Below are 19,337 nucleotides of genomic sequence, written 5' to 3'. Positions count from 1 at the left end.
AGTTGTATAACTTAACTCGGCGCTTCAGACGCCTTCAGAACCAAGAGGAAGTAAATTATGGGTATCTTTTCTCGTTTTGCCGACATCGTGAACGCCAACATCAATACTCTGCTCGATAAAGCAGAAGACCCGCAAAAGCTGGTGCGTTTGATGATCCAGGAAATGGAAGACACGCTGGTTGAAGTACGCTCCACTTCAGCGCGTGCCCTGGCAGAGAAAAAGCAGCTGCTGCGCCGCATTGAACAGGGTGAAAACCAGATCAATGACTGGCAGGACAAAGCCGAACTGGCGCTGCGTAAAGATAAAGAAGATCTGGCCCGTGCGGCGTTGATCGAAAAACAGAAAGTGGCCGATCTGCTTGCTACGCTGAGCCAGGAAGTGGCTACCGTAGAAGAGACGCTGGCCCGCATGAAGAGTGAAATTGGCGAGCTGGAAAACAAGCTGACCGAAACCCGGGCACGCCAGCAGGCATTAACGCTGCGCCATCAGGCGGCTTCTTCTTCACGGGATGTGCGTCGCCAGCTGGACAGCGGTAAACTGGATGAGGCAATGGCGCGTTTTGAACAGTTTGAGCGCCGTATCGACCATATGGAAGCCGAAGCGGAAAGCGTCAGCATTGGCAAAAAGAAAAGCCTGCATCAGGAGTTTGCCGAACTGCAGGCAGACGATGCCATCAGTGAGCAACTGGCGGCAATGAAAGCCAAGATGAACCGCCCGGAATAATGCTTAAGCGGCCACCCAGCGTGGCCGCCACACTACGGCCAATAAGAAGGAATTGAGATGAGTGCTCTATTACTTGCCATCCCGTTGACAATCTTTGTGTTGTTTGTCGCACCGATTTGGCTTTGGTTGCATTACAGCAACCGGCAACAGAGCGGCGTTCAACTGAGTCATCAGGAGATGCAACGTCTGACGCAACTGGGGGAGCAGGCCTCACGCATGCGCGATCGTATTCAGGCGTTGGAAGACATTCTTGATGCGGAACACCCGAATTGGAGGCAGTCGTAATGCGTAGAGACCAGGACAGAGGAAAGTATGGCGATCGTCGCGATCGTTCTTACTACAACGACGACAGCGTTTCATACAAGGGCAACACCTTAGGCAGTAAAAAACTGTACCGTGTGCCTGAAGAAGGCATGCTGAAGGGCGTTTGCGCTGGTCTTGCCCACTATTTTGACGTGCCCGTGCGTTTGATCCGAGTGATTGCCGTGCTGTCGCTGTTCTTCGGGCTGTTTTTCATTACGGTGGTCGCCTATATCGCCTTGGTCTTCGTGCTTGAGGAGGCTCCAGCCAGCCGTTATCAGGATGAACATCAGGCCACACCGCGCCAGTTGCTTGATAAGCTGGAATATGAATTGAGCAGTGGAGAGGAGCAGTTGCGCAAGGTCGAACGTTACGTCACGTCTGACACCTTTGGTGTGCAGAGCCGCTTTCGCCACCTGTAATCTCTTTTAACGATGCACGGGCCTGCGTACGCCGCAGGTCAGGCATTGCACCTACATTTTCCCCAATATTTGCCGGAGGGCAGAAACCATGAGCAAAACCTATGCGATTAATGCCCCAAAAACCGCTTCACCAAAATGGGGAGTAAGTGCATTGTTGAAGACCTTGTCTAAAGTCATCATCATAGCGCTAATGAGTTATGGCCCGGCGGGGGCAACCGCGTGGTTGCTGAAAACCGTCAGCCGCAAACCGCTGCGTTACGTGTTGGCCCTGTTGCTGGAACCGTTGTTTCGCAAAGGGCTGAACAAGGCGTTCGGGCGCTATGCCAAGGAGAACAATGAAACGACTGCAAAATGAGTTAACTTCGCTGGTCAATCGCGGAATGGATCGCCATCTGCGTCTGGCAGTAACCGGCTTGAGCCGCAGCGGTAAGACGGCGTTTATCACCGGATTGGTCAATCAATTACTCCATGTTCACAGCGGCGCGCGTATGCCGCTGTTTTCCCCTGTGCGGGAAGAAAGGTTGTTGGGTGTAAAACGCATTCCTCAACGCGACCTCGGTATCCAACGTTTCACCTACGACGAAGGCCTGGCGCAGCTGTATGGCAATCCGCCAAGTTGGCCAACACCAACCCGTGGCGTCAGCGAAATCCGTCTGGCGCTGCGCTACCGTTCTAATGATTCACTGCTGCGCCATTTTAAAGAAACCTCCACGCTGTATCTGGAAATCGTCGACTATCCTGGCGAATGGCTGCTGGATTTGCCGATGCTGGAACAGGACTACCTGGCCTGGTCACGTCAGATGGCTGGGTTGTTGCAGGGCGACCGCGCGCGCTGGGCTGAGCCTTGGCTGGCATTGTGCAAAGATCTCGATCCGTTGGCCCCGGCGGATGAAAACAAGCTGGCGGCGATCGCTCAGGCTTATACCGACTACCTGCTGCGCTGTAAGGCCGAAGGGTTGCACTTTATTCAGCCTGGGCGCTTTGTGCTGCCTGGCGATATGGCTGGCGCGCCCGCGTTGCAGTTCTTCCCGTGGCCAAACGTCGATGCGGCAGGGGAATCTCGCCTGGCGCAGGCGGACAAACATACCAATGCGGGCATGCTGCGCGCCCGTTTTAACTATTACTGCCAGTCGATCGTCAAGGCATTTTATAAAGAGCACTTTGTGCGTTTCGATCGCCAGATCGTGCTGGTGGACTGCCTGCAACCGCTCAACAGCGGGCCGCAGGCGTTTAATGATATGCGTCTGGCGCTGACCCAGTTGATGCAAAGTTTCCACTACGGTAAGCGTACGCTGTTTCGCCGCCTGTTTTCGCCGACCATCGACAAACTGATGTTCGCGGCAACCAAGGCGGACCATATCACCGCCGATCAGCACGCCAATCTGGTTTCGCTGTTACAGCAACTGGTGCAGGAGGCCTGGCAGAATGCCGCATTTGAAGGCATCAGCATGGACTGTGTCGGCCTGGCTTCGGTACAGGCGACCGAAAGCGGCATTGTCGATCATCATGGGCAGCCGATCCCAGCATTGAAAGGTCACCGTCTGGACGATGGCGCGCCGCTGACGGTCTTCCCTGGCGAAGTGCCTGCGCGCCTGCCTGGTCCAGCATTCTGGCAGCAGCAAGGTTTCCATTTTGACCAGTTCCGCCCACGTATGATGAGCGTTGATAGTCCGTTACCGCATATCCGTCTGGACGCGGTGATGGAGTTTTTATTGGGAGATAAATTGCGATGAGCGAGCCGTTAAAACCGCGTATCGATTTTGCCGAGCCGTTGCAGCCACCACAGGAACCGGTGTTGCGCGCAGGCTTGGAGTTTGACGAACAGCAGGCCGAGAAATTCTATCCGGCAGCGCCAGAGATGGAGCAGGAAGAAGAGGAAGGGCGCGCTGAAGGCATTGTTAACGCCGCGTTGAAACCCAAGCGCAGCCTGTGGCGCAAAATGGTTAACGCCGGATTGATGCTGTTTGGCGTCAGCGTGGTGGCTCAAGGTGTCCAGTGGGTGCATACCTCCTGGGTGCAGCAGGATTGGATCGCGCTGGGTGGTGGGATCGCTGGTGGGCTGATCGTCTTCGCTGGTATCGGTTCGGTGGTGGGGGAATGGCGCAGGCTATACCGCCTACGCCAACGTGCTGAAGAGCGTGACGAAGCTCGGGAACTGCTGCACAGCCACGGCCTGGGGAGAGGGCGCGAGTTTTGTGAAAAGCTGGCGCGTCAGGCCGGGTTGGATCAAGGGCACCCTGCATTGCAACGCTGGCAAGCTTCATTACATGAAACCCAGAACGACCGCGAAGTGGTTGCGCTGTATGCCAAGCTGGTGCAGCCGGTGCTGGATAATCAGGCGCGGCGCGAAATCAGCCGCTCGGCGGCAGAGTCGACGCTGATGATTGCCGTCAGCCCGCTGGCCTTGGTGGACATGGCCTTTATCGCCTGGCGCAATATCCGCCTGATTAACCGCATCGCGGCGCTGTATGGCATCGAACTGGGCTATTTCAGCCGCATCCGTCTGTTCCGCCTGGTGTTGCTGAATATCGCCTTTGCTGGTGCATCTGAACTGGTGCGGGAAGTGGGCATGGACTGGATGTCGCAGGATATTGCGGCGCGCTTGTCTGCGCGCGCCGCGCAGGGGATAGGGGCCGGTTTGTTGACGGCGCGGTTGGGCATCAAGGCCATGGAACTGTGCCGCCCGTTACCCTGGTTAGAAGGCGATAAGCCAAAACTGGGTGATTTCCGTGGTCAATTGATAAACCAGCTGAAAGACACGATGAAAAAAGGTCAAAGCAAAGTCTGACTCCGCCAGGCTGCGTCAATCAGACGCAGCCTTATGGCCGCCCCGCCAAAAACGCCTTCCTTTCGAACGTCTCTGCAATACCCATTAATTGTTAATGATAAGTTAATCAAGTGTTTGTTTTGCGGTCTTGGTCACGAAAAATCCCACGGACAGCGGCAAAGAAGACGGTATATTTGATCAACAATTAATCTGAATGTCTGACTGCGCCAGCGGAGAATCGTGCAGTATTCACTCGCCGCTTCGGCACCAAGACATCAATCCCAAGGACAGGAGGTAATGAACATGCCGCACCGTGAGCCGAACTTAGAGGCCTTCCAACCCTATGCCGATGAAAGTCAAACCCTCCGTCGACATATTCATCAGTACCCTGAACTGGGATTCGAAGAACGACAAACCGCCGATCTGGTAGCGAGAAAGCTTGAGGAGTGGGGGTATCAGGTGACACGTGGGCTCGGTATCACCGGCCTGGTTGGGACGTTGAAAAGAGGCAACAGCCCCCGCACGTTAGGTATTCGGGCAGATATGGATGCTTTGCCGATCCTGGAAAATACGCAACTCCCTTACAGCAGCCAGCACGAAGGTATCATGCATGCCTGTGGGCATGACGGCCACACCGCGATGCTGCTTGGCGCGGCACATTATCTGGCCGATCACGCCTGTTTCGATGGCACCTTGCACCTCATTTTTCAACCCGCAGAAGAGGGGTTGGCCGGTGCCCAGAAGATGATCGACGACGGCCTGTTTAAACGCTTCCCTTGTGACGCCGTTTTTGCCATGCACAACATGCCAGGCTTCCCGCAGGGGCAATTTGTCTTTGGTGAGGGGGCGTTTATGGCTTCCAGTGATACGGTCACCCTCACCATCCACGGCAAGGGAGGACATGGCGCGATGCCGAAGGGCACCGTTGATGCCGTGGTCGTCGGAGCCAGTATTGTGATGGCATTGCAGACGATAGTCGCGCGTAATCTGGGGGCACAAGAGCCGGGTGTTATCACCGTGGGCTCGTTCCAGTCAGGCATGGCCAGTAATGTCATCGCCGACTCAGCGGTATTAAAGTTAAGCGTGCGTGCGTTGGATCCGCAAGTCAGGGAATGGTTGGAAGAGCGTATCAAGACGTTAGTGGCGGCCCAGGCGGCGTCATATGGTGCCAGGATCGATATTGACTATGATCACACCTATCCCGTATTGGTCAACCAACCGGAGATGACCCGCTTTGCCAAACAGGTGGCGCAAAATTTAATGGGTGAGGGCCATCCGCAGCAGGTGATTGATATCCCGGAACCGTTAATGGGCAGCGAAGATTTTGCCTTTATGCTGAACCAGTGCCCGGGCAGTTATTTATTATTAGGTAACGGCCAGGGAGAAAATAGCTGCATGGTACACAACCCCGGCTATGATTTTAATGATGCAATTATACTCAGAGGGATCGCATATTGGTCTGCATTAACGCAGGAATTCCTGAAGGAATAAACCTCGGTCTTTAATAAGTTGGTGATGCTCCTGAATTTGTTGGGGTCGAAAATGTTCGATCCCTGCATAACATCGATTATCTGGACGGGTGCAGCATGCGGCGCCCCGACAAATTAAATTAAGGACCGGCCATGGATAGCGTCAAGGAAAGAAAATCCCCGGCAAGGGCCATTGTGGCTACCACGTTAGGCAATGGCTTAGAGTTTTTTGATCTGGTGCTTTACGCATTTTTTGCGACCTATATAGCAAAAGCTTATTTCCCCGCGACAGACCCTTTGGTGAGCATGACGATGACCTTCCTGATCTTTGGGATGGGTTATCTTGCCAGGCCGCTGGGGGCGCTGGTCATCGGCCATTATGCCGATAAAAAAGGGCGCAAGCCTGCCATGACGTTGACGTTCCTGCTGATGGGGCTCAGTACCCTGACGATTGGTATCACCCCGTCATATGAAAGCATTGGGACTGCGGCCCCGATCATTATTACCCTGGCCAGGCTGATGCAAGGCTTCTCCGCAGGCGGTGAGTTAGGCGCATCCACTACACTGCTGGTGGAGTATGCCAAACCCCATAATCGCGGGTTTTACGGGGGATGGCAGGTAGCGAGCCAAGGTGCGGGCAACGTATTTGCCGCCATGACGTTGGTGATCCTGGTTAATTGTATGCCAGAGGCGAGTGTGGAAGCCTGGGGCTGGCGCATCCCGTTCCTGTTTGGCATCGTGATTGTTCCGGTGGGGCTGTATATTCGCTTTAAGCTGGAAGAAACCGCCACTCACACCTTACCAACGGCTACCGAAAGCGTCAGCAAAATACCCCTGCTGGAAGTGATAACTACCTACTATAAAGAAACCTTGGCGGGAATTTTGCTGACGATGGGGGGAACCATTCCACATATGATCATCATGTTTTATATTCCCAACTATGCCATCAGCATATTAAAACTGGATACCAGCTATAGCATGTTAATCGGTGCCATCGCCGGTTTGATTACGTTGATTGGCGGGCCGCTGGCGGGGATGTGGTCAGATAACGTTGGCAGGGTCCGGTTGATTGCCTGGGCGAGAATAGCGATTGTTGTGCTGATTTATCCGGCGTTTTATTTACTCAGCACCTACCCCAGTGTTGAAATGCTGTTTGCGGTGATGATTGTACTGAGCATTATCAATATTATCGGTGCTTCGCCTTCCATCACCATTTTGCCAGAAATATTCCCAAGGCGGGTAAGAACTACCGGGTTGTCGCTGGTTTATAGCGTTGCCGTGGGGATTTTTGGCGGCTTCTCATTATCGGTGGCTTCCTATCTGATCAAGTTAACCGGTAATACCACGGCTCCGGCGTTTTACGTGATTGCCGGCTGTGTTTTATCGCTGTTCGCCTTCCTGTATATCAAGGAAACCAGCCAGGCTCCGCTCAATTAATGACCTTCCTGTGCACCCCTCTCATTTAGTGAGAGGGGCTGCTCTTTTGGGTAATCCAGGTCACTTCATCACCCACGATCTTGCGGCTGAACACGTCTTCTATCAGAGACGGTTAAAGCGCCATTACCACTTATAGCCCATGTTCACGCTGTAGTCAGGATCCTGATTGGTGGAGTAGGGATCGGATTGGCGAAGGCGATCGGTTTTTTTCACTGGGCGATTTAGCGTCGAATACGATTTGTCGCGCGGGCGGCTGCAGCTGGGATGATCGCATTCTAGATTGGCACTGAAGCCGGTTTTATCTTCTGATTCTGACCAGACCACTGGCGCCTTGGCGGTTTTTTCCGCGGGCCCAGGCGCGGCTTTGGGGGCGGGGGCGGCTTTGATGCTGGGTTCCGGCGCCTTGTAGGATAGGTCCAGCGCCAGGGTTGGGGCGCTCAACAACAGCGTGGCGCAGCAGAATGCCGCCAGTGTATGCTTTCTAGGCATGGTCAATCTCTCTTTAATAGTTACGCCACGCAACTATAAAATAGTCAGACGAGAATTACTATCATTTGTAACCGGTAAGGGCCATTTTCTCAGTTTGTAACCGCAGATTGACGAAAGAACATCCCCCTGTGAGCGCATGATAATCCGCTGCCAAAATAATGCTGAATGTGATAACTCTCTAGAAATAAGCTAAAATTACGCCGATGGTGTTATTGGGTGGCGTTTAAAACCGCTAATAGCAGTGATAAACTGGAGCTCTGTCAACTTTTGCTGACAGATCGCTTCTACCTTCCGGGGGGAGAGGTTATCATCATCACCAGACATCCCCGCACCTGCAGAGATAAGGCCAATACTGATGCGTTTGGAAGTATTTTGCGAAGACCGTCTCGGTCTCACTCGAGAATTACTCGATCTTTTGGTATCGCGCGGTATCGACCTGCGCGGCATCGAAATTGATCCTATCGGCCGTATTTACCTCAATTTTTCCCAGCTGGATTTTGATACCTTCCGCGCGCTGATGGCGGAGATCCGGCGCATCAGCGGTGTGACCGATGTGCGCACCGTTAACTTTATGCCTTCCGAACGTGAACACCGTGCGTTACGCGCGCTGCTGGAGTCGATGCCGGAACCGGTATTTTCCATCGATATGAAAGGCAAGGTGGAACTGACAAACCCGGCGGCTCAGACGCTGTTCAACTTCAGCGAAGACAAGATCCGCAATCAAACGGCGAGCCAGCTGATTGGTGGCTATAACTTTGGCCGCTGGCTGGAGAGTGAAGACACTAAGCCGCATTCCGAACGGGTGGTGATCCGCAGCCAGGATTTCCTGATGGATATCACCCCGATCTATCTGGAAGATGAGCAACAGCAGAATGCTCCTGTGGGCGCCGTGGTCATGCTCAAATCCACCGCCCGCATGGGCCGCCAGCTGCAGAACCTGTCGGTGAATGATGATACCGAGTTTGACCATATTGTCGCCGTCAGCCCGAAAATGCGCCACGTGCTGGAGCAGGCGCGCAAGTTGGCCATGCTGGATGCCCCATTGCTGATTGTGGGCGATACCGGCACGGGGAAAGATATTTTAGCGCGGGCCTGCCATCTGCGCAGTCCACGTGGCAAACAGCCGTTCCTGGCGCTGAACTGTGCCGCCTTGCCGGACGATGTGGTGGAGAGCGAACTGTTTGGCCATGCGCCGGGTGCTTATCCGAATGCGTTGGAAGGTAAGAAGGGCTTCTTTGAGCAGGCCAACGGTGGCTCGGTGTTGCTGGATGAGATTGGCGAGATGTCGCCGCGCATGCAAACCAAACTGCTGCGTTTCCTTAACGACGGTACGTTCCGCCGGGTAGGGGAAGAGCATGAGGTGCATGTGGACGTCCGGGTGATCTGCGCCACGCAGAAAAACCTGACCGAACTGGTGCAGCGCGGTGAATTCCGTGAAGATCTCTATTACCGTTTGAACGTGCTGACCATCACCATCCCGCCGCTGCGCGAACGCCCGCAGGATATCATGCCGCTCACCGAGCTGTTTGTGGCGCGCTTTGCCGATGAACAAGGGGTCGCCAGGCCGAAACTGGCCAACGATCTCAGTAGCTTCCTCTGCAAGTACGGTTGGCCGGGCAACGTGCGCCAACTGAAGAACGCCATCTATCGTGCACTGACCCAAACGGACGGCTACGAGTTGCGCCCGCAAGATATCATTCTGCCGGATTTTGAGGTGGAGATAGCGCTAGGGGATGAAGTGATGGAAGGCTCGCTGGATGATATCAGCAAGCGTTTTGAACGCTCGGTGCTGACTCGTCTGTATCGCACTTATCCCAGCACCCGCAAACTGGCCAAGCGCTTGGGCGTCTCGCATACGGCAATTGCCAATAAGCTACGGGAATACGGGCTGAGCAATCGTAAGCTTACCGACGACAGCGAAGAATAGCGCTACTTTATTTCAGGCATAAAAAAGCCCGGCTTAAAAAACCGGGCTTTTTGGTCTCTACAGGCTTATTTCAGCGCGGCAAGCGCGGCATCGTAATCTGGCTCGGTGGTAATTTCATTTACCAGCTCGCTATACAGCACGTTGTCTTGGCCATCCAGCACCACCACGGCGCGCGCCGTCAGACCGGCCAATGGGCCTTCGGCAATCTCTACACCATACGCCTGCTTGAAATCACCGCCGCGCAGGGTAGACAGGGTAACCACGTTGTTCAGGCCTTCTGCACCGCAGAAGCGTGACTGGGCGAACGGCAGGTCGGAAGAGATACACAGGACCATAGTGTTATCCAGGCCACTTGCCAACTGGTTGAATTTACGCACCGATGCGGCACAGACGCCGGTATCAATGCTTGGGAAGATGTTCAGGACTTTGCGTTTACCCACGAAGCTGCTCAGGGCAACGTCTGACAGGTCTTTGGCAACCAGGGTAAAGCTTTTTGCCTGCTCGCCCTGCTGTGGCAGTTTGCCTGCTACAGTGACAGGGTTGCCTTGAAAATGTACGGTCTGAGTCATTGCTCGGTTCCTTTCAACGATGTTTATACAAAGATGTGAAGCCGATTAACACCGGGTTCACAATCTCGAAGCAGTTTAAGGCAACAATCGCACCTTGGATAGATAAAGTTTATAAACTGCAGGTATAGTGGACTGACTTTATGCGCTTTTTTCGCTCGGGAGCCGTTATGAGAAGCATGCGTTTTTACTCTGAAGCCTGGCCATTGCATACCGCCTTTGTGATCGCACGCGGTAGCCGGACCGAAGCCAAAGTGGTGGTGGTAGAGATTGAACAGCAGGGTATGCGCGGTGTCGGTGAGTGCACCCCTTATCCGCGCTATGGCGAGAGCGAAACCTCAGTGATGGAGCAGTTGGCCGACGTGTCTGCGGCCATCACACAAGGGGTGACCCGGCAGGAGTTGCAACGCCTGATGCCCGCAGGGGCGGCTCGTAACGCGGTCGATTCGGCATTGTGGGATTTGGAATGCCGCCTGGCTGGCAAAGATCTGTGGCAATTGAGCGGCATTACCGCACCGGAACGCATAGTGATGGCGCAAACGCTCAGCATCGGCTCGCCGGAAGCGATGGCGTTTGCCGCTAAAGAGCTGGAACAACAGGGCGCGACGTTGCTGAAAATCAAGCTAGACGATCACCTGATCAGCGAAAGGCTGGTGGCGATCCGCACGGCGGTGCCGCAGATGACGTTGATCGTTGATGCCAATGAGTCCTGGCAAGCGGAAGGCTTGGCATCGCGTTGCCAACTGCTGGCGGATTTAGGCGTGGCGATGCTGGAGCAACCCTTACCGGCCGGCGACGACAGCGCCCTGGAAAACTTCATCCATCCATTACCGATTTGCGCCGATGAGAGTTGCCATACCAGCGGCGATTTGCCTCGTTTGGCGGGGCGCTATCAGATGGTCAATATCAAGCTGGATAAAACCGGTGGGCTGACCGAAGGGTTACAGCTTGCCGCACAGGCGCGGGCGCAGGGCTTCGAGATCATGCTCGGCTGTATGCTCTGTACCTCAAGAGCCATTACTTCGGCGCTGCCGTTGGTGCCCGGCGCCCGTTTTGTGGATCTCGATGGCCCAACCTGGCTGGCAAAAGACGTCGTGCCAGGTTTGGCCTTTGAGTGCGGCGCTATTGAGCTTTCACGCTAGTCAGCGTAGGTCAGCAACTCGACCATGGCGGCCAGATAGTTTTCACTGGCGGCGTCGGCTGAGATCGGCGGGAACTCGGCGGTGATGCAGGGTAAGGACAAGTCGGCACACCAACTGCCGAAGGACCCTGGCGTTTCATAGCCGACGCTGGTCACCAGCGGCAGGGCAAACTTATGTGCCAGCCAAACGCCCAAAGCGGAGCTTTCCGGATCTTCTATACAGGCCAATGGCTCATGGAAGGACACCACCCAGCGTGGCTTCAGGCGATGGATCAAATGGCACAATCCCTGAGTTTCCGGTTCTGAGCCGGGCCTGCCGCCGGTGGAGAGCCGCACGTCACGAGCCTCTGCGGCACTGTTCCAACGGTAGACCGTATCGCCAGAGCGCCAGTTGGCCGCCGGGAAATTGCGGTTCAGATCGACGCCGTTGGCATTGGAGCGTAACCCAAGCTGGCAACCATCTGGATTGACCGCCAGGATCACATGATGGCGCAGTTGGGCGGGGGCGATACTGCGTAATGCGCAGGATAACGTCACTACCGCGGCAGTTTCATCCCCATGGGTGCCTGCAATCACCAACCCGGTATCCGGGCCGCTTTTGGCCGCTGGGAAATACAGCAGCGGGGCGCCTAACATCGATTTACCGTAAGTTTCACCTGCAACTGCCAGCTGGCCACGCTCACTGCGCGGTCTGTGTTGGGTCATGGGGTTTCCCTTTAAGCCAAAGTCAGAAATAATTGTGATGTTATTGAGTGTATTACGCTTTCGCTCATCTTTCCCAGTCTGTTAAGCGAATAAAGTGATGTCTATTGTTATACTATCGGCAGAGTGCTAACGACAAAGAGGATTTATCATGCCAGTTGCCAGAATAGTCGCGTGTTACAGCGAAAACGAAAAAGACACCATCACCCTACTGTGCGGCGTGGATGCAGAAAACCAGATCCGTCAGGGTGAGTGGTTTGGCGTAGTGAAAAATGACGATGGGCGTGGGGACGAATCCAACTATCCGTTCACCTTGCACGTGGATCATCAGAAAGGGGAGTTCTTCCTCGACTATGGTTTTGACGACGCCGAATCACGCCAGTTGCAAAAGACTGACATCCAGCTCAACCCGCTGGTAGAGAAAGGCTATTTCACCATCTTCGATGAAGAAGAAGGGGAAGAGTTCAGCTATAAGATCGCCAGTATTCATCTTTACGACTGATCCTGCCTAAGCAAACAGCCCGCAGTGCCGATAATGGCTGCGGGCTTTTTTTTGGATCAAACATCCACTTTTTACATTCTTGTTACGCCAGGCTATAGGTGGCGGGCATCTTTGTGCTATATGATAAAAAATTCATGGGGTTAACTGGGGCATATCTAACATGACGAGAAGAAAAATTCTGGCGAGTTTTCGTTTAACGCTTTGCGCGGTCACCATCAGCGCGGGTATTAGTGGTGCTATGGCAGCTCAGGTTCCCCCAGGTACCGCTCTGGCGGAGAAACAGGAGATCGTCCGGCACATCAAAGATGAGCCGGCGTCACTCGATCCGATTAAAGCCGTGGGCCTGCCAGAAGCGCAGGTGGCACGCGATCTGTTTGAAGGGCTGGTGAATCAGGACGCACATGGTAAAGTGATCCCCGGTGTCGCTACGCGCTGGCAGACCGCGGATAACCAGACCTATATCTTCACGCTGCGCAAAGATGCCCGCTGGTCCAACGGTGACCCTGTCACGGCGAAAGACTTCGTTTATAGCTGGCAACGGCTGGTCGATCCGAAAAGCCTGTCGCCGTTTGCCTGGTTTGCTCAGCTAGCCGGGATCCAGAATGCCGAAGAGGTTATCGCCGGTAAGCTGCCCATCGATAAGCTTGGCGTGGTGGCAGTGGATGACCATACGCTAAAAGTGCAGCTGAACAAGCCTGTGCCCTATTTTGTCAGCCTGACGGCCAATTTCAGCCTGTTCCCGGTACCAAAAGCCGTGGTTGAGCAATACGGCAACGATTGGACCAAAGTGGGCAATCTGGTAGGTAATGGCGCATTCAAACTGCAAGAGCGAGTGGTTAACGAAAAGCTGGTATTGGTGCCGAACGACCATTATTGGGACCATAAACACACCGTGTTGACCAAGGTGACCTTTGTACCCATTAACCAGGAATCCAACGCCACCAAGCGTTATCAGGCTGGTGACATCGATATTACCGAATCCTTCCCGAAAAACATGTACCAAAAGCTGTTGAAGGATATCCCAGACCAGGTTTACACGCCTGATCAACTTGGCACCTATTACTACGCGTTCAATACCCAACGTGCGCCAACCAATGACGTAAGAGTGCGCAAAGCCTTGTCTTACGCTATCGATCGCAAGATCATTGCCGAGAAAGTGCTGGGTACCGGCGAGAAGCCGGCCTACCATTTCACGCCGGATGTCACTGCGGGCTTTAAGCCGGAAACCAGCCTGCTGCAGCAACAGTCCCAGGAAGAGTTGAACGAGCAAGCCAAGGCGCTGATGCAGGCGGCGGGTTATGGTCCGAACCATCCTCTGAAATTGACCCTGCTGTATAACACCTCAGAGAGTCACCAAAAGATTGCCATTGCGGTGGCGTCAATGTGGAAGCAAACCTTGGGCGTTGACGTTAAACTGCAAAATCAGGAGTGGAAAACCTATATCGACAGCCGTAACACCGGCAATTTCGACGTGGTTCGTGCCTCCTGGGTGGGGGATTACAACGAGGCCTCGACCTTCCTGTCGCTGCTGACCTCTTCACACACCGGGAATATCGCCAAATTTAACAGCCCGCAATACGACCGTCTGTTGGCCGACGCCAGTCGCGAGACTAATCCAACGGCGTTAACCGCCGATTATAACAAGGCCGAGCAGATGATTGCGGCCGAGGCTCCGATCGCCCCGATCTATCAATATACCAACGGGCGACTGATCAAGCCTTGGGTGAAGGGTTACCCAATCACTAACCCTGAAGATGTCGCCTACAGCCAGGAAATGTACATTCTGAAACATTGATGTTCAGAGTCCTGACGCCTGCCCAAGCCCTCGCCAACGCGGGGGCTTTTTACTTTAAAATCCCGTTATGGCGGTGCCACTTTTATCCCTAAGGCAATAACGCTAGACTCTGTATCAACGGCAAAATAATGAGGGTTTTTAATGGATGTCATTGAGGGGCGCGAACTGCAGGTGCCCGACGCGGTCTATGCCTATCAACTCGACGGCAAGGGTGGCACCACGCCAATTGAGGATGACGATAAGATCACCAGCGAGGAACCATGCTGGCTGCATCTGGACTATGCCCATCCGGCCAGCGCCGAGTGGCTGGCAAATACACCGTTGCTGCCCGATCTGGTCAGAGAAGCGCTGGCGGGGGAAAGCACGCGGCCACGCGTCACCCGATTGGGCGACGGGACGCTGATCACGCTGCGCGGCATCAATTTCAACACGGACTCACGGCCAGACCAACTGGTGACGTTCCGCGTGTACATCACCGATAAGATGATTATATCCACCCGCCATCGCAAGGTTTACTCGATCGATGAGGTGGTCAATGAATTGCGCAATGGCCAGGGGCCGATTAATAGCGGTAACTGGCTGGTAGAAATCGCTGATGCGCTCACCGACCACACCAGTGAATTCATCGAAGATCTACACGACAAGATCATCGATCTGGAAGATGCGCTGTTAGAGCAGCAAATCCCTGAACGTGGGCAATTGGCGCTGATCCGCAAACAGTTGATTGTGCTACGCCGTTACATGGCACCACAGCGCGATGTTTTCTCACGTTTAGCGAGTGACCGCCTGCCGTGGATGAATGATGACGAACGTCGCCGCATGCAGGACATTGCCGATCGCCTGGGGCGCGGATTAGATGATCTTGATGGCAGCATTGCCCGTACGGCGATCCTGTCCGATGAGATCACTACCGTGATGGCCGACGCCATGAACCGCCGTACTTACACTATGTCGCTGATGGCGATGGTCTTCCTGCCTACCACTTTCCTGACCGGGCTGTTCGGGGTCAACCTTGGAGGGATCCCTGGCAGCGGTAGCCCACTGGCATTTGCCTCTTTCTGCTTCATGCTGTTGGCTTTGGTTGGGGGCGTTGCCTGGTGGTTGAGGCGGAGCCGCTGGCTATAACGACAAATAGTGGCGAAAACGCGAGTAAAGTTGAGCAGTATCAACATTTGCTCGCGCGAACTACGGCATTCTTGCTCTTGCAGGTGAATGCAACGTCAAGCGATGGGCGTTGCGCTCCATAATTGTTTTATTTACTTATTTTTAGAATTATTGCATAGCACATTTAATTCAATACGATGCCGGTTTAACCACCGGCATTTTTTTATGCTTTTTCCCTTCGGCTAATCCTTCCTGCATTCAAACGCTTGAGTGAAGATTTCCACTATTGCTATTCACGTTCGGACTAAGTCGCTTCACCGGATAGTGCTTACAGGCGGGGATCGTGCAGAACGCCGACACGCCGTGAATCCGTCCTTGGGGGCTCGTATCGCGTGTCCATGCGCTCAACGGCCGGCTAACCTGCAAGATCCCCACCTGCCTCCGGCTTCTGTGAGGCGGCGTTAAGCCGCGCTTTCGTCCCAGAAGCTGGCTTCTATCTTGTGGCCATCCAGATCCCGGACGAAACAGCCGTAATAGGCGGCACCGTAATGTGGCCGTGAGCCCGGAGCACCGTCTTCTTGTGCCCCAGCGGCTACCGCCTGCTGATAAAACGCATCAACCTGCTGCTTGCTGGTGGCGAAGAAGCCGATATGCACGCCGTTCGCGGTGCCTGCGGGTTTACCGTCTATCGGCAGTTGCAACCAAAATTCAGGATAGTCTCGACCATAGCCGATAGCGCCAGGGTGTTCCAGCACGCGACGGCAGCCTAGCGCACCGAGAACCCGGTCATAAAACTGTGCGGCGGCATCGAAATTGTTGGTTCCCAGCGAGACGTGGGAAAGGCAGGGGGTGATATTCATCGTTGGTCTCCTTTGACTGTATAAATAAACAGTATAAGGTAAAAACCGCACTGTCAGGCACTTTATGCGTGAATTGTGAACAGGATCTAACATTAAGCGGGGGAAAAACCTCCGCCTGCGGGCACAGGCGGAGAGAAGGACTATTTGATTTCCAGTACGTTCAGGCGTTCAAACGCGGGCGAGCCGTTGTCATCTGCGTCTTCCGGCTGCCAACCCACCGGTTGCAGTGGAATATCTTCACGGTCAAATGCCAAATCACCGCCATCAACCACTTCGCTGCCGTGGTGAATACCTTTGAAGTCAAACAGTTCGGTATCGCACAGATGCGAGGGCACCACGTTCTGCATGGCGCTGAACATGGTTTCGATACGGCCTGGGTAGCGTTTGTCCCAGTCGCGCAGCATATCGCCAATCACCTGGCGTTGCAGGTTTGGCTGTGAGCCACACAGGTTGCACGGGATTATCGGGAATTCTTTCGCTACCGAGAAACGCTCGATGTCTTTCTCACGGCAATAGGCCAGCGGGCGGATCACCACGTGTTTACCATCGTCGCTCATCAACTTGGGTGGCATACCTTTCAGCTTGCCGCCGTAGAACATGTTGAGGAACAGCGTTTGCAGGATATCGTCACGGTGGTGGCCAAGGGCAATTTTGGTGGCACCCAGCTCGGTGGCAGTACGGTAAAGGATGCCGCGGCGCAGACGTGAACACAGGGAGCAGGTGGTTTTGCCTTCCGGGATCTTATCCTTCACGATGCTGTAGGTGTTTTCTTCAACGATCTTATATTCCACACCCAGGCTTTCCAGATAGGCTGGCAGGATGTGCTCGGGGAAGCCGGGCTGTTTCTGATCCAGATTCACCGCGACCAGTGAGAAGTTCACCGGAGCGCTTTTTTGCAGATTGCGCAGGATCTCCAGCATGGTGTAGCTGTCTTTCCCGCCGGACAGGCAAACCATGATGCGATCGCCTTCCTCAATCATGTTGTAGGCGGCGATAGCTTCACCCACGTTGCGGCGCAGGCGTTTTTGCAGTTTGTTCAGGTTGTACTGCTCTTTAGGGTTAATTGATTGATTTTCTTGCATTATATTTTCCGTGAAACATCAAAAGGGGCAAAATTGAGGCAAAATATTCTAGATAGCCAGCCTGTCATTTAGCATGTTCACCTGCTCCCCGTTCATCTCTCCGATCCACTTTCCGTATATCTCGTAGACCATTTGTGCATTATCGTGTCCCATCTGATCCGCGATGAAGGACGGGTTGGCACCGGCCGATAACAGCCAGCACGCGAAAGTATGTCGCGTATGGTACGGATTACGACGCCGAATACCAGCGCGTTTTACAGCGGCGTTCCAGCGCGCACCGATAGACGACAGCTAATAGTCTGTTTTTTGCTGTTCTTTGGCCGGGCGTGGCCTAAAAACGAAATGTAGCCGCTGCCTTTCAGTTTTTCCATATTCACGGTGGTGAAAGGTAACCTCCATTTTGGGATGCAACAGCACTGGCCATAAGGTTGAGGTTCCGCTCGGGACTGTAACTGAAGTATTACGGAGGCAGCTACACTGGCGCAGTCCTGGGCATAGATGAGCCGATGGACACTATTACGCAAGTCGATCATCACGCGATTTTCATGTCGTACTTGGTACAGTTATACGGCAGTTACAAGCACGTCAGGAAAACCACGGAACCAGCTCCAATGGTTACGTCTGGAAGTCAGCACACAGGCGATGTTCAAGCTTTCCTGCAGAAGTATTTCGGCAATGAAAAAGATGGAATTGATGTAGCGGCACCGATGCACACCATCCAAACAAGTGATCGATTTGGGCTAGCTGAGGCTCACTGCGATGTTAAGCCGCTAACAGACGAGCAGTGCTATAACGCTTGGTGTATTGCGCGGCTGCTGGATGAGGAATTTTTTGGGGCGCGTAGGGCAAATACCCAGGTGAATCTTCCTCATGATTTAGCTGTCTATTTCTTATCTATTTTCCCATAGTCGGTACCTAAGTGTAGGGGGCTATTGGGGATGAAAATGTTAAGTGCATACTGACGAACGAGACTCGTGTTCTTACTGATATTTTGGCTCTTGGCATAAAAGGAGGCGAAAACGCCGGATTTCGAATTGACCAGGCATTACCAGGGAACTATGCCATAAAGCCGAATAACTCCATTTATCAAAGGCTTCAGCCTGTTCCGTGGAGTTCTGATATTTCACTTACGGCTATACGTAACCACATACCGGATTACATCGATCTGCGTGCTGGCACGCCTGCGGTAGAAGATCCAGTACCTAAATTGGAACCGGCGCACAGCGGGTGATATGGAACAGGACGAAGGATCCAAGGAATAATCCTCAAGGCTGGCAGAGATCCCGTCCATACTTTCTTTCCTTATCATTCACGAAAGAAATCTATCTTTTGTGCCCCTAATCATTAACAACATAAAGTAGTATTGTCATTATGATAATACGGTTGGTAGATAATACATTGATTTTGAATGATAAAATAAAATTTCACATCTATAAAAGTTAATGCTAACTCAATAAGTATTAAATTTTATAATCAAAGTTATTGAAAAGTACTTACATGTAGGTTACTAATTAATCGCTTTACGCAATTTTACATAGGGCAGTATCATCATTAAATCAAAAGGAGTTGTTTATGAAAATTATTGATCCATCATTATTAGGTACTATCTCTGGTGGCCGGGGGAATAATGGCGGCGATCGTGTTGATAACGGTGGTAGGACCAATGGCAATAGTAACAAAGGGAACGGGAATAGCTCTGGTGGGTTTTATGATAAATATGCTGATCCAGGCTGTTTCACTGGTGTAGTTGGTGGTGCAATAACAGGTGCCATCGGTGGCCCCGGCATTGCACTAGCGAATGCGCTCAATGGCGGAATTAACTCTGGGTGTCTCGATACCCCAAATAGAGGCAACGGTAACGGAGCTGTCTCTTATACACATCTGACGCTGCCGACGATGCCAACTGGGTGTAGATCTCGGGGGTGGCGGTATCAGTAGAAGGGGGGGGGGGGGGGGGGGGGGGGGGGGGGGGGGGGGGGGGGGGGGGGGGGGGGGGGGGGGGGGGGGGGGGGGGGGGGGGGGGGGGGGGGGGGGGGGGGGGGGGGGGGGGG

The 19,337-nt window shown here is 53.6% G+C and carries 20 protein-coding genes and 1 pseudogene; 15 read left to right on the top strand and 6 right to left on the bottom strand.

From position 1 onward, the window contains the following. Positions 1-57: 57 nt before the first annotated feature. The 8 genes from pspA (at position 58) to JHD74_RS03695 (ending at position 7,118) form a co-directional block, all read left to right on the top strand. A complete protein-coding gene (gene pspA / locus JHD74_RS03730) occupies positions 58-723 on the top strand; it encodes a phage shock protein PspA (RefSeq protein ID WP_021182065.1) in 666 nt (221 codons plus the stop codon). Positions 724-780: 57 nt separating this feature from the next. Beyond that, positions 781-1,008 carry an envelope stress response membrane protein PspB gene (gene pspB / locus JHD74_RS03725; RefSeq protein ID WP_024529298.1) on the top strand — a complete coding sequence of 76 codons (228 nt, stop codon included), beginning with the start codon at positions 781-783 and terminating at the stop codon, positions 1,006-1,008. Then, entirely contained in the window at positions 1,008-1,445 is a 438-nt protein-coding gene (gene pspC, locus JHD74_RS03720) for an envelope stress response membrane protein PspC (RefSeq protein ID WP_199061723.1), read from the top strand. The genes pspB and pspC overlap by 1 nt, the downstream gene beginning before the upstream one ends. Positions 1,446-1,533: 88 nt before the next feature. Beyond that, on the top strand, positions 1,534-1,800 hold the full coding sequence (gene pspD / locus JHD74_RS03715) for a phage shock protein PspD (RefSeq protein WP_024529300.1): 267 nt from the start codon (positions 1,534-1,536) through the stop codon (positions 1,798-1,800). After that, positions 1,781-3,178, top strand: coding sequence for a YcjX family protein (locus JHD74_RS03710; protein WP_021806545.1), 1,398 nt, complete (start codon positions 1,781-1,783; stop codon positions 3,176-3,178). The genes pspD and JHD74_RS03710 overlap by 20 nt, the downstream gene beginning before the upstream one ends. After that, on the top strand, positions 3,175-4,233 hold the full coding sequence (locus JHD74_RS03705; protein WP_024529301.1) for a YcjF family protein: 1,059 nt from the start codon (positions 3,175-3,177) through the stop codon (positions 4,231-4,233). The genes JHD74_RS03710 and JHD74_RS03705 overlap by 4 nt, the downstream gene beginning before the upstream one ends. Positions 4,234-4,509: 276 nt before the next feature. Then, the gene (locus tag JHD74_RS03700; RefSeq protein WP_370592611.1) at positions 4,510-5,703 is read left to right on the top strand and encodes a M20 aminoacylase family protein; all 1,194 of its coding nucleotides are present in this window, start codon (positions 4,510-4,512) and stop codon (positions 5,701-5,703) included. Positions 5,704-5,834: 131 nt separating this feature from the next. Next, on the top strand, positions 5,835-7,118 hold the full coding sequence (locus JHD74_RS03695) for an MFS transporter (RefSeq protein ID WP_065685731.1): 1,284 nt from the start codon (positions 5,835-5,837) through the stop codon (positions 7,116-7,118). 123 nt (positions 7,119-7,241) lie between these two features. Here the strand turns inward: JHD74_RS03695 and JHD74_RS03690 are convergent, their stop codons facing one another. Next, positions 7,242-7,607, bottom strand: coding sequence for a hypothetical protein (locus JHD74_RS03690; RefSeq protein WP_065685732.1), 366 nt, complete (start codon positions 7,605-7,607; stop codon positions 7,242-7,244). Positions 7,608-7,962: 355 nt separating this feature from the next. Between JHD74_RS03690 and tyrR the strand changes: the two genes are divergently transcribed. Next, complete coding sequence (gene tyrR, locus JHD74_RS03685) at positions 7,963-9,534, top strand: transcriptional regulator TyrR (protein ID WP_024531188.1); 1,572 nt, start codon at positions 7,963-7,965, stop codon at positions 9,532-9,534. A 65-nt stretch (positions 9,535-9,599) separates the two neighbouring features. Here the strand turns inward: tyrR and tpx are convergent, their stop codons facing one another. After that, the gene (gene tpx, locus JHD74_RS03680) at positions 9,600-10,103 is read right to left on the bottom strand and encodes a thiol peroxidase (RefSeq protein ID WP_021806539.1); all 504 of its coding nucleotides are present in this window, start codon (positions 10,101-10,103) and stop codon (positions 9,600-9,602) included. A gap of 167 nt (positions 10,104-10,270) precedes the next feature. Between tpx and ycjG the strand changes: the two genes are divergently transcribed. After that, entirely contained in the window at positions 10,271-11,242 is a 972-nt protein-coding gene (gene ycjG / locus JHD74_RS03675; protein ID WP_199061721.1) for an L-Ala-D/L-Glu epimerase, read from the top strand. On the opposite strand, the gene mpaA is transcribed toward ycjG, so the two are convergent. Beyond that, positions 11,239-11,946, bottom strand: coding sequence for a murein tripeptide amidase MpaA (mpaA, locus tag JHD74_RS03670; protein ID WP_024531190.1), 708 nt, complete (start codon positions 11,944-11,946; stop codon positions 11,239-11,241). The genes ycjG and mpaA overlap by 4 nt on opposite strands. Before the next feature lie 148 nt (positions 11,947-12,094). Here mpaA and JHD74_RS03665 point away from each other — a divergent pair, with 148 nt between their 5' ends. The 3 genes from JHD74_RS03665 to zntB all read left to right on the top strand — a co-directional run bounded on the left by JHD74_RS03665 (position 12,095) and on the right by zntB (position 15,365). Continuing rightward, positions 12,095-12,445 (top strand): hypothetical protein, encoded by a 351-nt coding sequence (locus JHD74_RS03665; protein ID WP_024531191.1) that lies wholly within the window; start codon positions 12,095-12,097, stop codon positions 12,443-12,445. 160 nt (positions 12,446-12,605) lie between these two features. Beyond that, a complete protein-coding gene (locus JHD74_RS03660) occupies positions 12,606-14,240 on the top strand; it encodes an ABC transporter substrate-binding protein (protein ID WP_199061719.1) in 1,635 nt (544 codons plus the stop codon). 141 nt (positions 14,241-14,381) lie between these two features. Beyond that, the gene (zntB, locus tag JHD74_RS03655; RefSeq protein WP_024531193.1) at positions 14,382-15,365 is read left to right on the top strand and encodes a zinc transporter ZntB; all 984 of its coding nucleotides are present in this window, start codon (positions 14,382-14,384) and stop codon (positions 15,363-15,365) included. A gap of 440 nt (positions 15,366-15,805) precedes the next feature. Here zntB and JHD74_RS03650 read toward each other — a convergent pair whose 3' ends face one another. The 3 genes and pseudogenes from JHD74_RS03650 to JHD74_RS03640 form a co-directional block, all read right to left on the bottom strand. Then, the gene (locus tag JHD74_RS03650) at positions 15,806-16,204 is read right to left on the bottom strand and encodes a VOC family protein (protein WP_024531194.1); all 399 of its coding nucleotides are present in this window, start codon (positions 16,202-16,204) and stop codon (positions 15,806-15,808) included. A gap of 140 nt (positions 16,205-16,344) precedes the next feature. Then, positions 16,345-17,286 (bottom strand): tRNA 2-thiocytidine(32) synthetase TtcA, encoded by a 942-nt coding sequence (gene ttcA, locus JHD74_RS03645; protein ID WP_074029181.1) that lies wholly within the window; start codon positions 17,284-17,286, stop codon positions 16,345-16,347. 48 nt (positions 17,287-17,334) lie between these two features. After that, a pseudogene (locus tag JHD74_RS03640) lies at positions 17,335-17,694 on the bottom strand (tyrosine-type recombinase/integrase); the annotation flags it as partial. A 98-nt stretch (positions 17,695-17,792) separates the two neighbouring features. Between JHD74_RS03640 and JHD74_RS03635 the strand changes: the two are divergent. Both JHD74_RS03635 and JHD74_RS03630 read left to right on the top strand, forming a co-directional pair. Continuing rightward, positions 17,793-18,194: a hypothetical protein gene (locus JHD74_RS03635; RefSeq protein WP_074029179.1), complete on the top strand. Its 402-nt coding sequence runs from the start codon at positions 17,793-17,795 to the stop codon at positions 18,192-18,194. 664 nt (positions 18,195-18,858) lie between these two features. Then, the gene (locus tag JHD74_RS03630; protein WP_199061717.1) at positions 18,859-19,224 is read left to right on the top strand and encodes a hypothetical protein; all 366 of its coding nucleotides are present in this window, start codon (positions 18,859-18,861) and stop codon (positions 19,222-19,224) included. The last annotated feature ends 113 nt before the right edge of the window (positions 19,225-19,337 follow it).

The organism is Serratia sp. ASV30 (assembly GCF_016428815.1).
Taxonomy (GTDB): domain Bacteria; phylum Pseudomonadota; class Gammaproteobacteria; order Enterobacterales; family Enterobacteriaceae; genus Chania; species Chania fonticola_C.
The sequence above is the reverse complement of the archived record's forward strand: the minus strand, read 5'-3'. Positions and strand labels throughout refer to the sequence as shown.

Excerpts from the sequence above, each read along its gene's own strand:
- JHD74_RS03630 (WP_199061717.1), top strand. The coding sequence starts at position 18,859 with ATGAAAATTATTGATCCATCATTATTAGGTACTATCTCTGGTGGCCGG.
- JHD74_RS03690 (WP_065685732.1), bottom strand. The coding sequence starts at position 7,607 with ATGCCTAGAAAGCATACACTGGCGGCATTCTGCTGCGCCACGCTGTTG.
- JHD74_RS03700 (WP_370592611.1), top strand. The coding sequence starts at position 4,510 with ATGAACATGCCGCACCGTGAGCCGAACTTAGAGGCCTTCCAACCCTAT.
- pspA (WP_021182065.1), top strand. The coding sequence starts at position 58 with ATGGGTATCTTTTCTCGTTTTGCCGACATCGTGAACGCCAACATCAAT.
- zntB (WP_024531193.1), top strand. The coding sequence starts at position 14,382 with ATGGATGTCATTGAGGGGCGCGAACTGCAGGTGCCCGACGCGGTCTAT.
- JHD74_RS03695 (WP_065685731.1), top strand. The coding sequence starts at position 5,835 with ATGGATAGCGTCAAGGAAAGAAAATCCCCGGCAAGGGCCATTGTGGCT.
- JHD74_RS03660 (WP_199061719.1), top strand. The coding sequence starts at position 12,606 with ATGACGAGAAGAAAAATTCTGGCGAGTTTTCGTTTAACGCTTTGCGCG.
- JHD74_RS03635 (WP_074029179.1), top strand. The coding sequence starts at position 17,793 with ATGGACACTATTACGCAAGTCGATCATCACGCGATTTTCATGTCGTAC.
- pspB (WP_024529298.1), top strand. The coding sequence starts at position 781 with ATGAGTGCTCTATTACTTGCCATCCCGTTGACAATCTTTGTGTTGTTT.
- ycjG (WP_199061721.1), top strand. The coding sequence starts at position 10,271 with ATGAGAAGCATGCGTTTTTACTCTGAAGCCTGGCCATTGCATACCGCC.
- JHD74_RS03710 (WP_021806545.1), top strand. The coding sequence starts at position 1,781 with ATGAAACGACTGCAAAATGAGTTAACTTCGCTGGTCAATCGCGGAATG.
- mpaA (WP_024531190.1), bottom strand. The coding sequence starts at position 11,946 with ATGACCCAACACAGACCGCGCAGTGAGCGTGGCCAGCTGGCAGTTGCA.
- ttcA (WP_074029181.1), bottom strand. The coding sequence starts at position 17,286 with ATGCAAGAAAATCAATCAATTAACCCTAAAGAGCAGTACAACCTGAAC.
- JHD74_RS03705 (WP_024529301.1), top strand. The coding sequence starts at position 3,175 with ATGAGCGAGCCGTTAAAACCGCGTATCGATTTTGCCGAGCCGTTGCAG.
- JHD74_RS03665 (WP_024531191.1), top strand. The coding sequence starts at position 12,095 with ATGCCAGTTGCCAGAATAGTCGCGTGTTACAGCGAAAACGAAAAAGAC.
- pspC (WP_199061723.1), top strand. The coding sequence starts at position 1,008 with ATGCGTAGAGACCAGGACAGAGGAAAGTATGGCGATCGTCGCGATCGT.
- JHD74_RS03650 (WP_024531194.1), bottom strand. The coding sequence starts at position 16,204 with ATGAATATCACCCCCTGCCTTTCCCACGTCTCGCTGGGAACCAACAAT.
- tyrR (WP_024531188.1), top strand. The coding sequence starts at position 7,963 with ATGCGTTTGGAAGTATTTTGCGAAGACCGTCTCGGTCTCACTCGAGAA.
- tpx (WP_021806539.1), bottom strand. The coding sequence starts at position 10,103 with ATGACTCAGACCGTACATTTTCAAGGCAACCCTGTCACTGTAGCAGGC.
- pspD (WP_024529300.1), top strand. The coding sequence starts at position 1,534 with ATGAGCAAAACCTATGCGATTAATGCCCCAAAAACCGCTTCACCAAAA.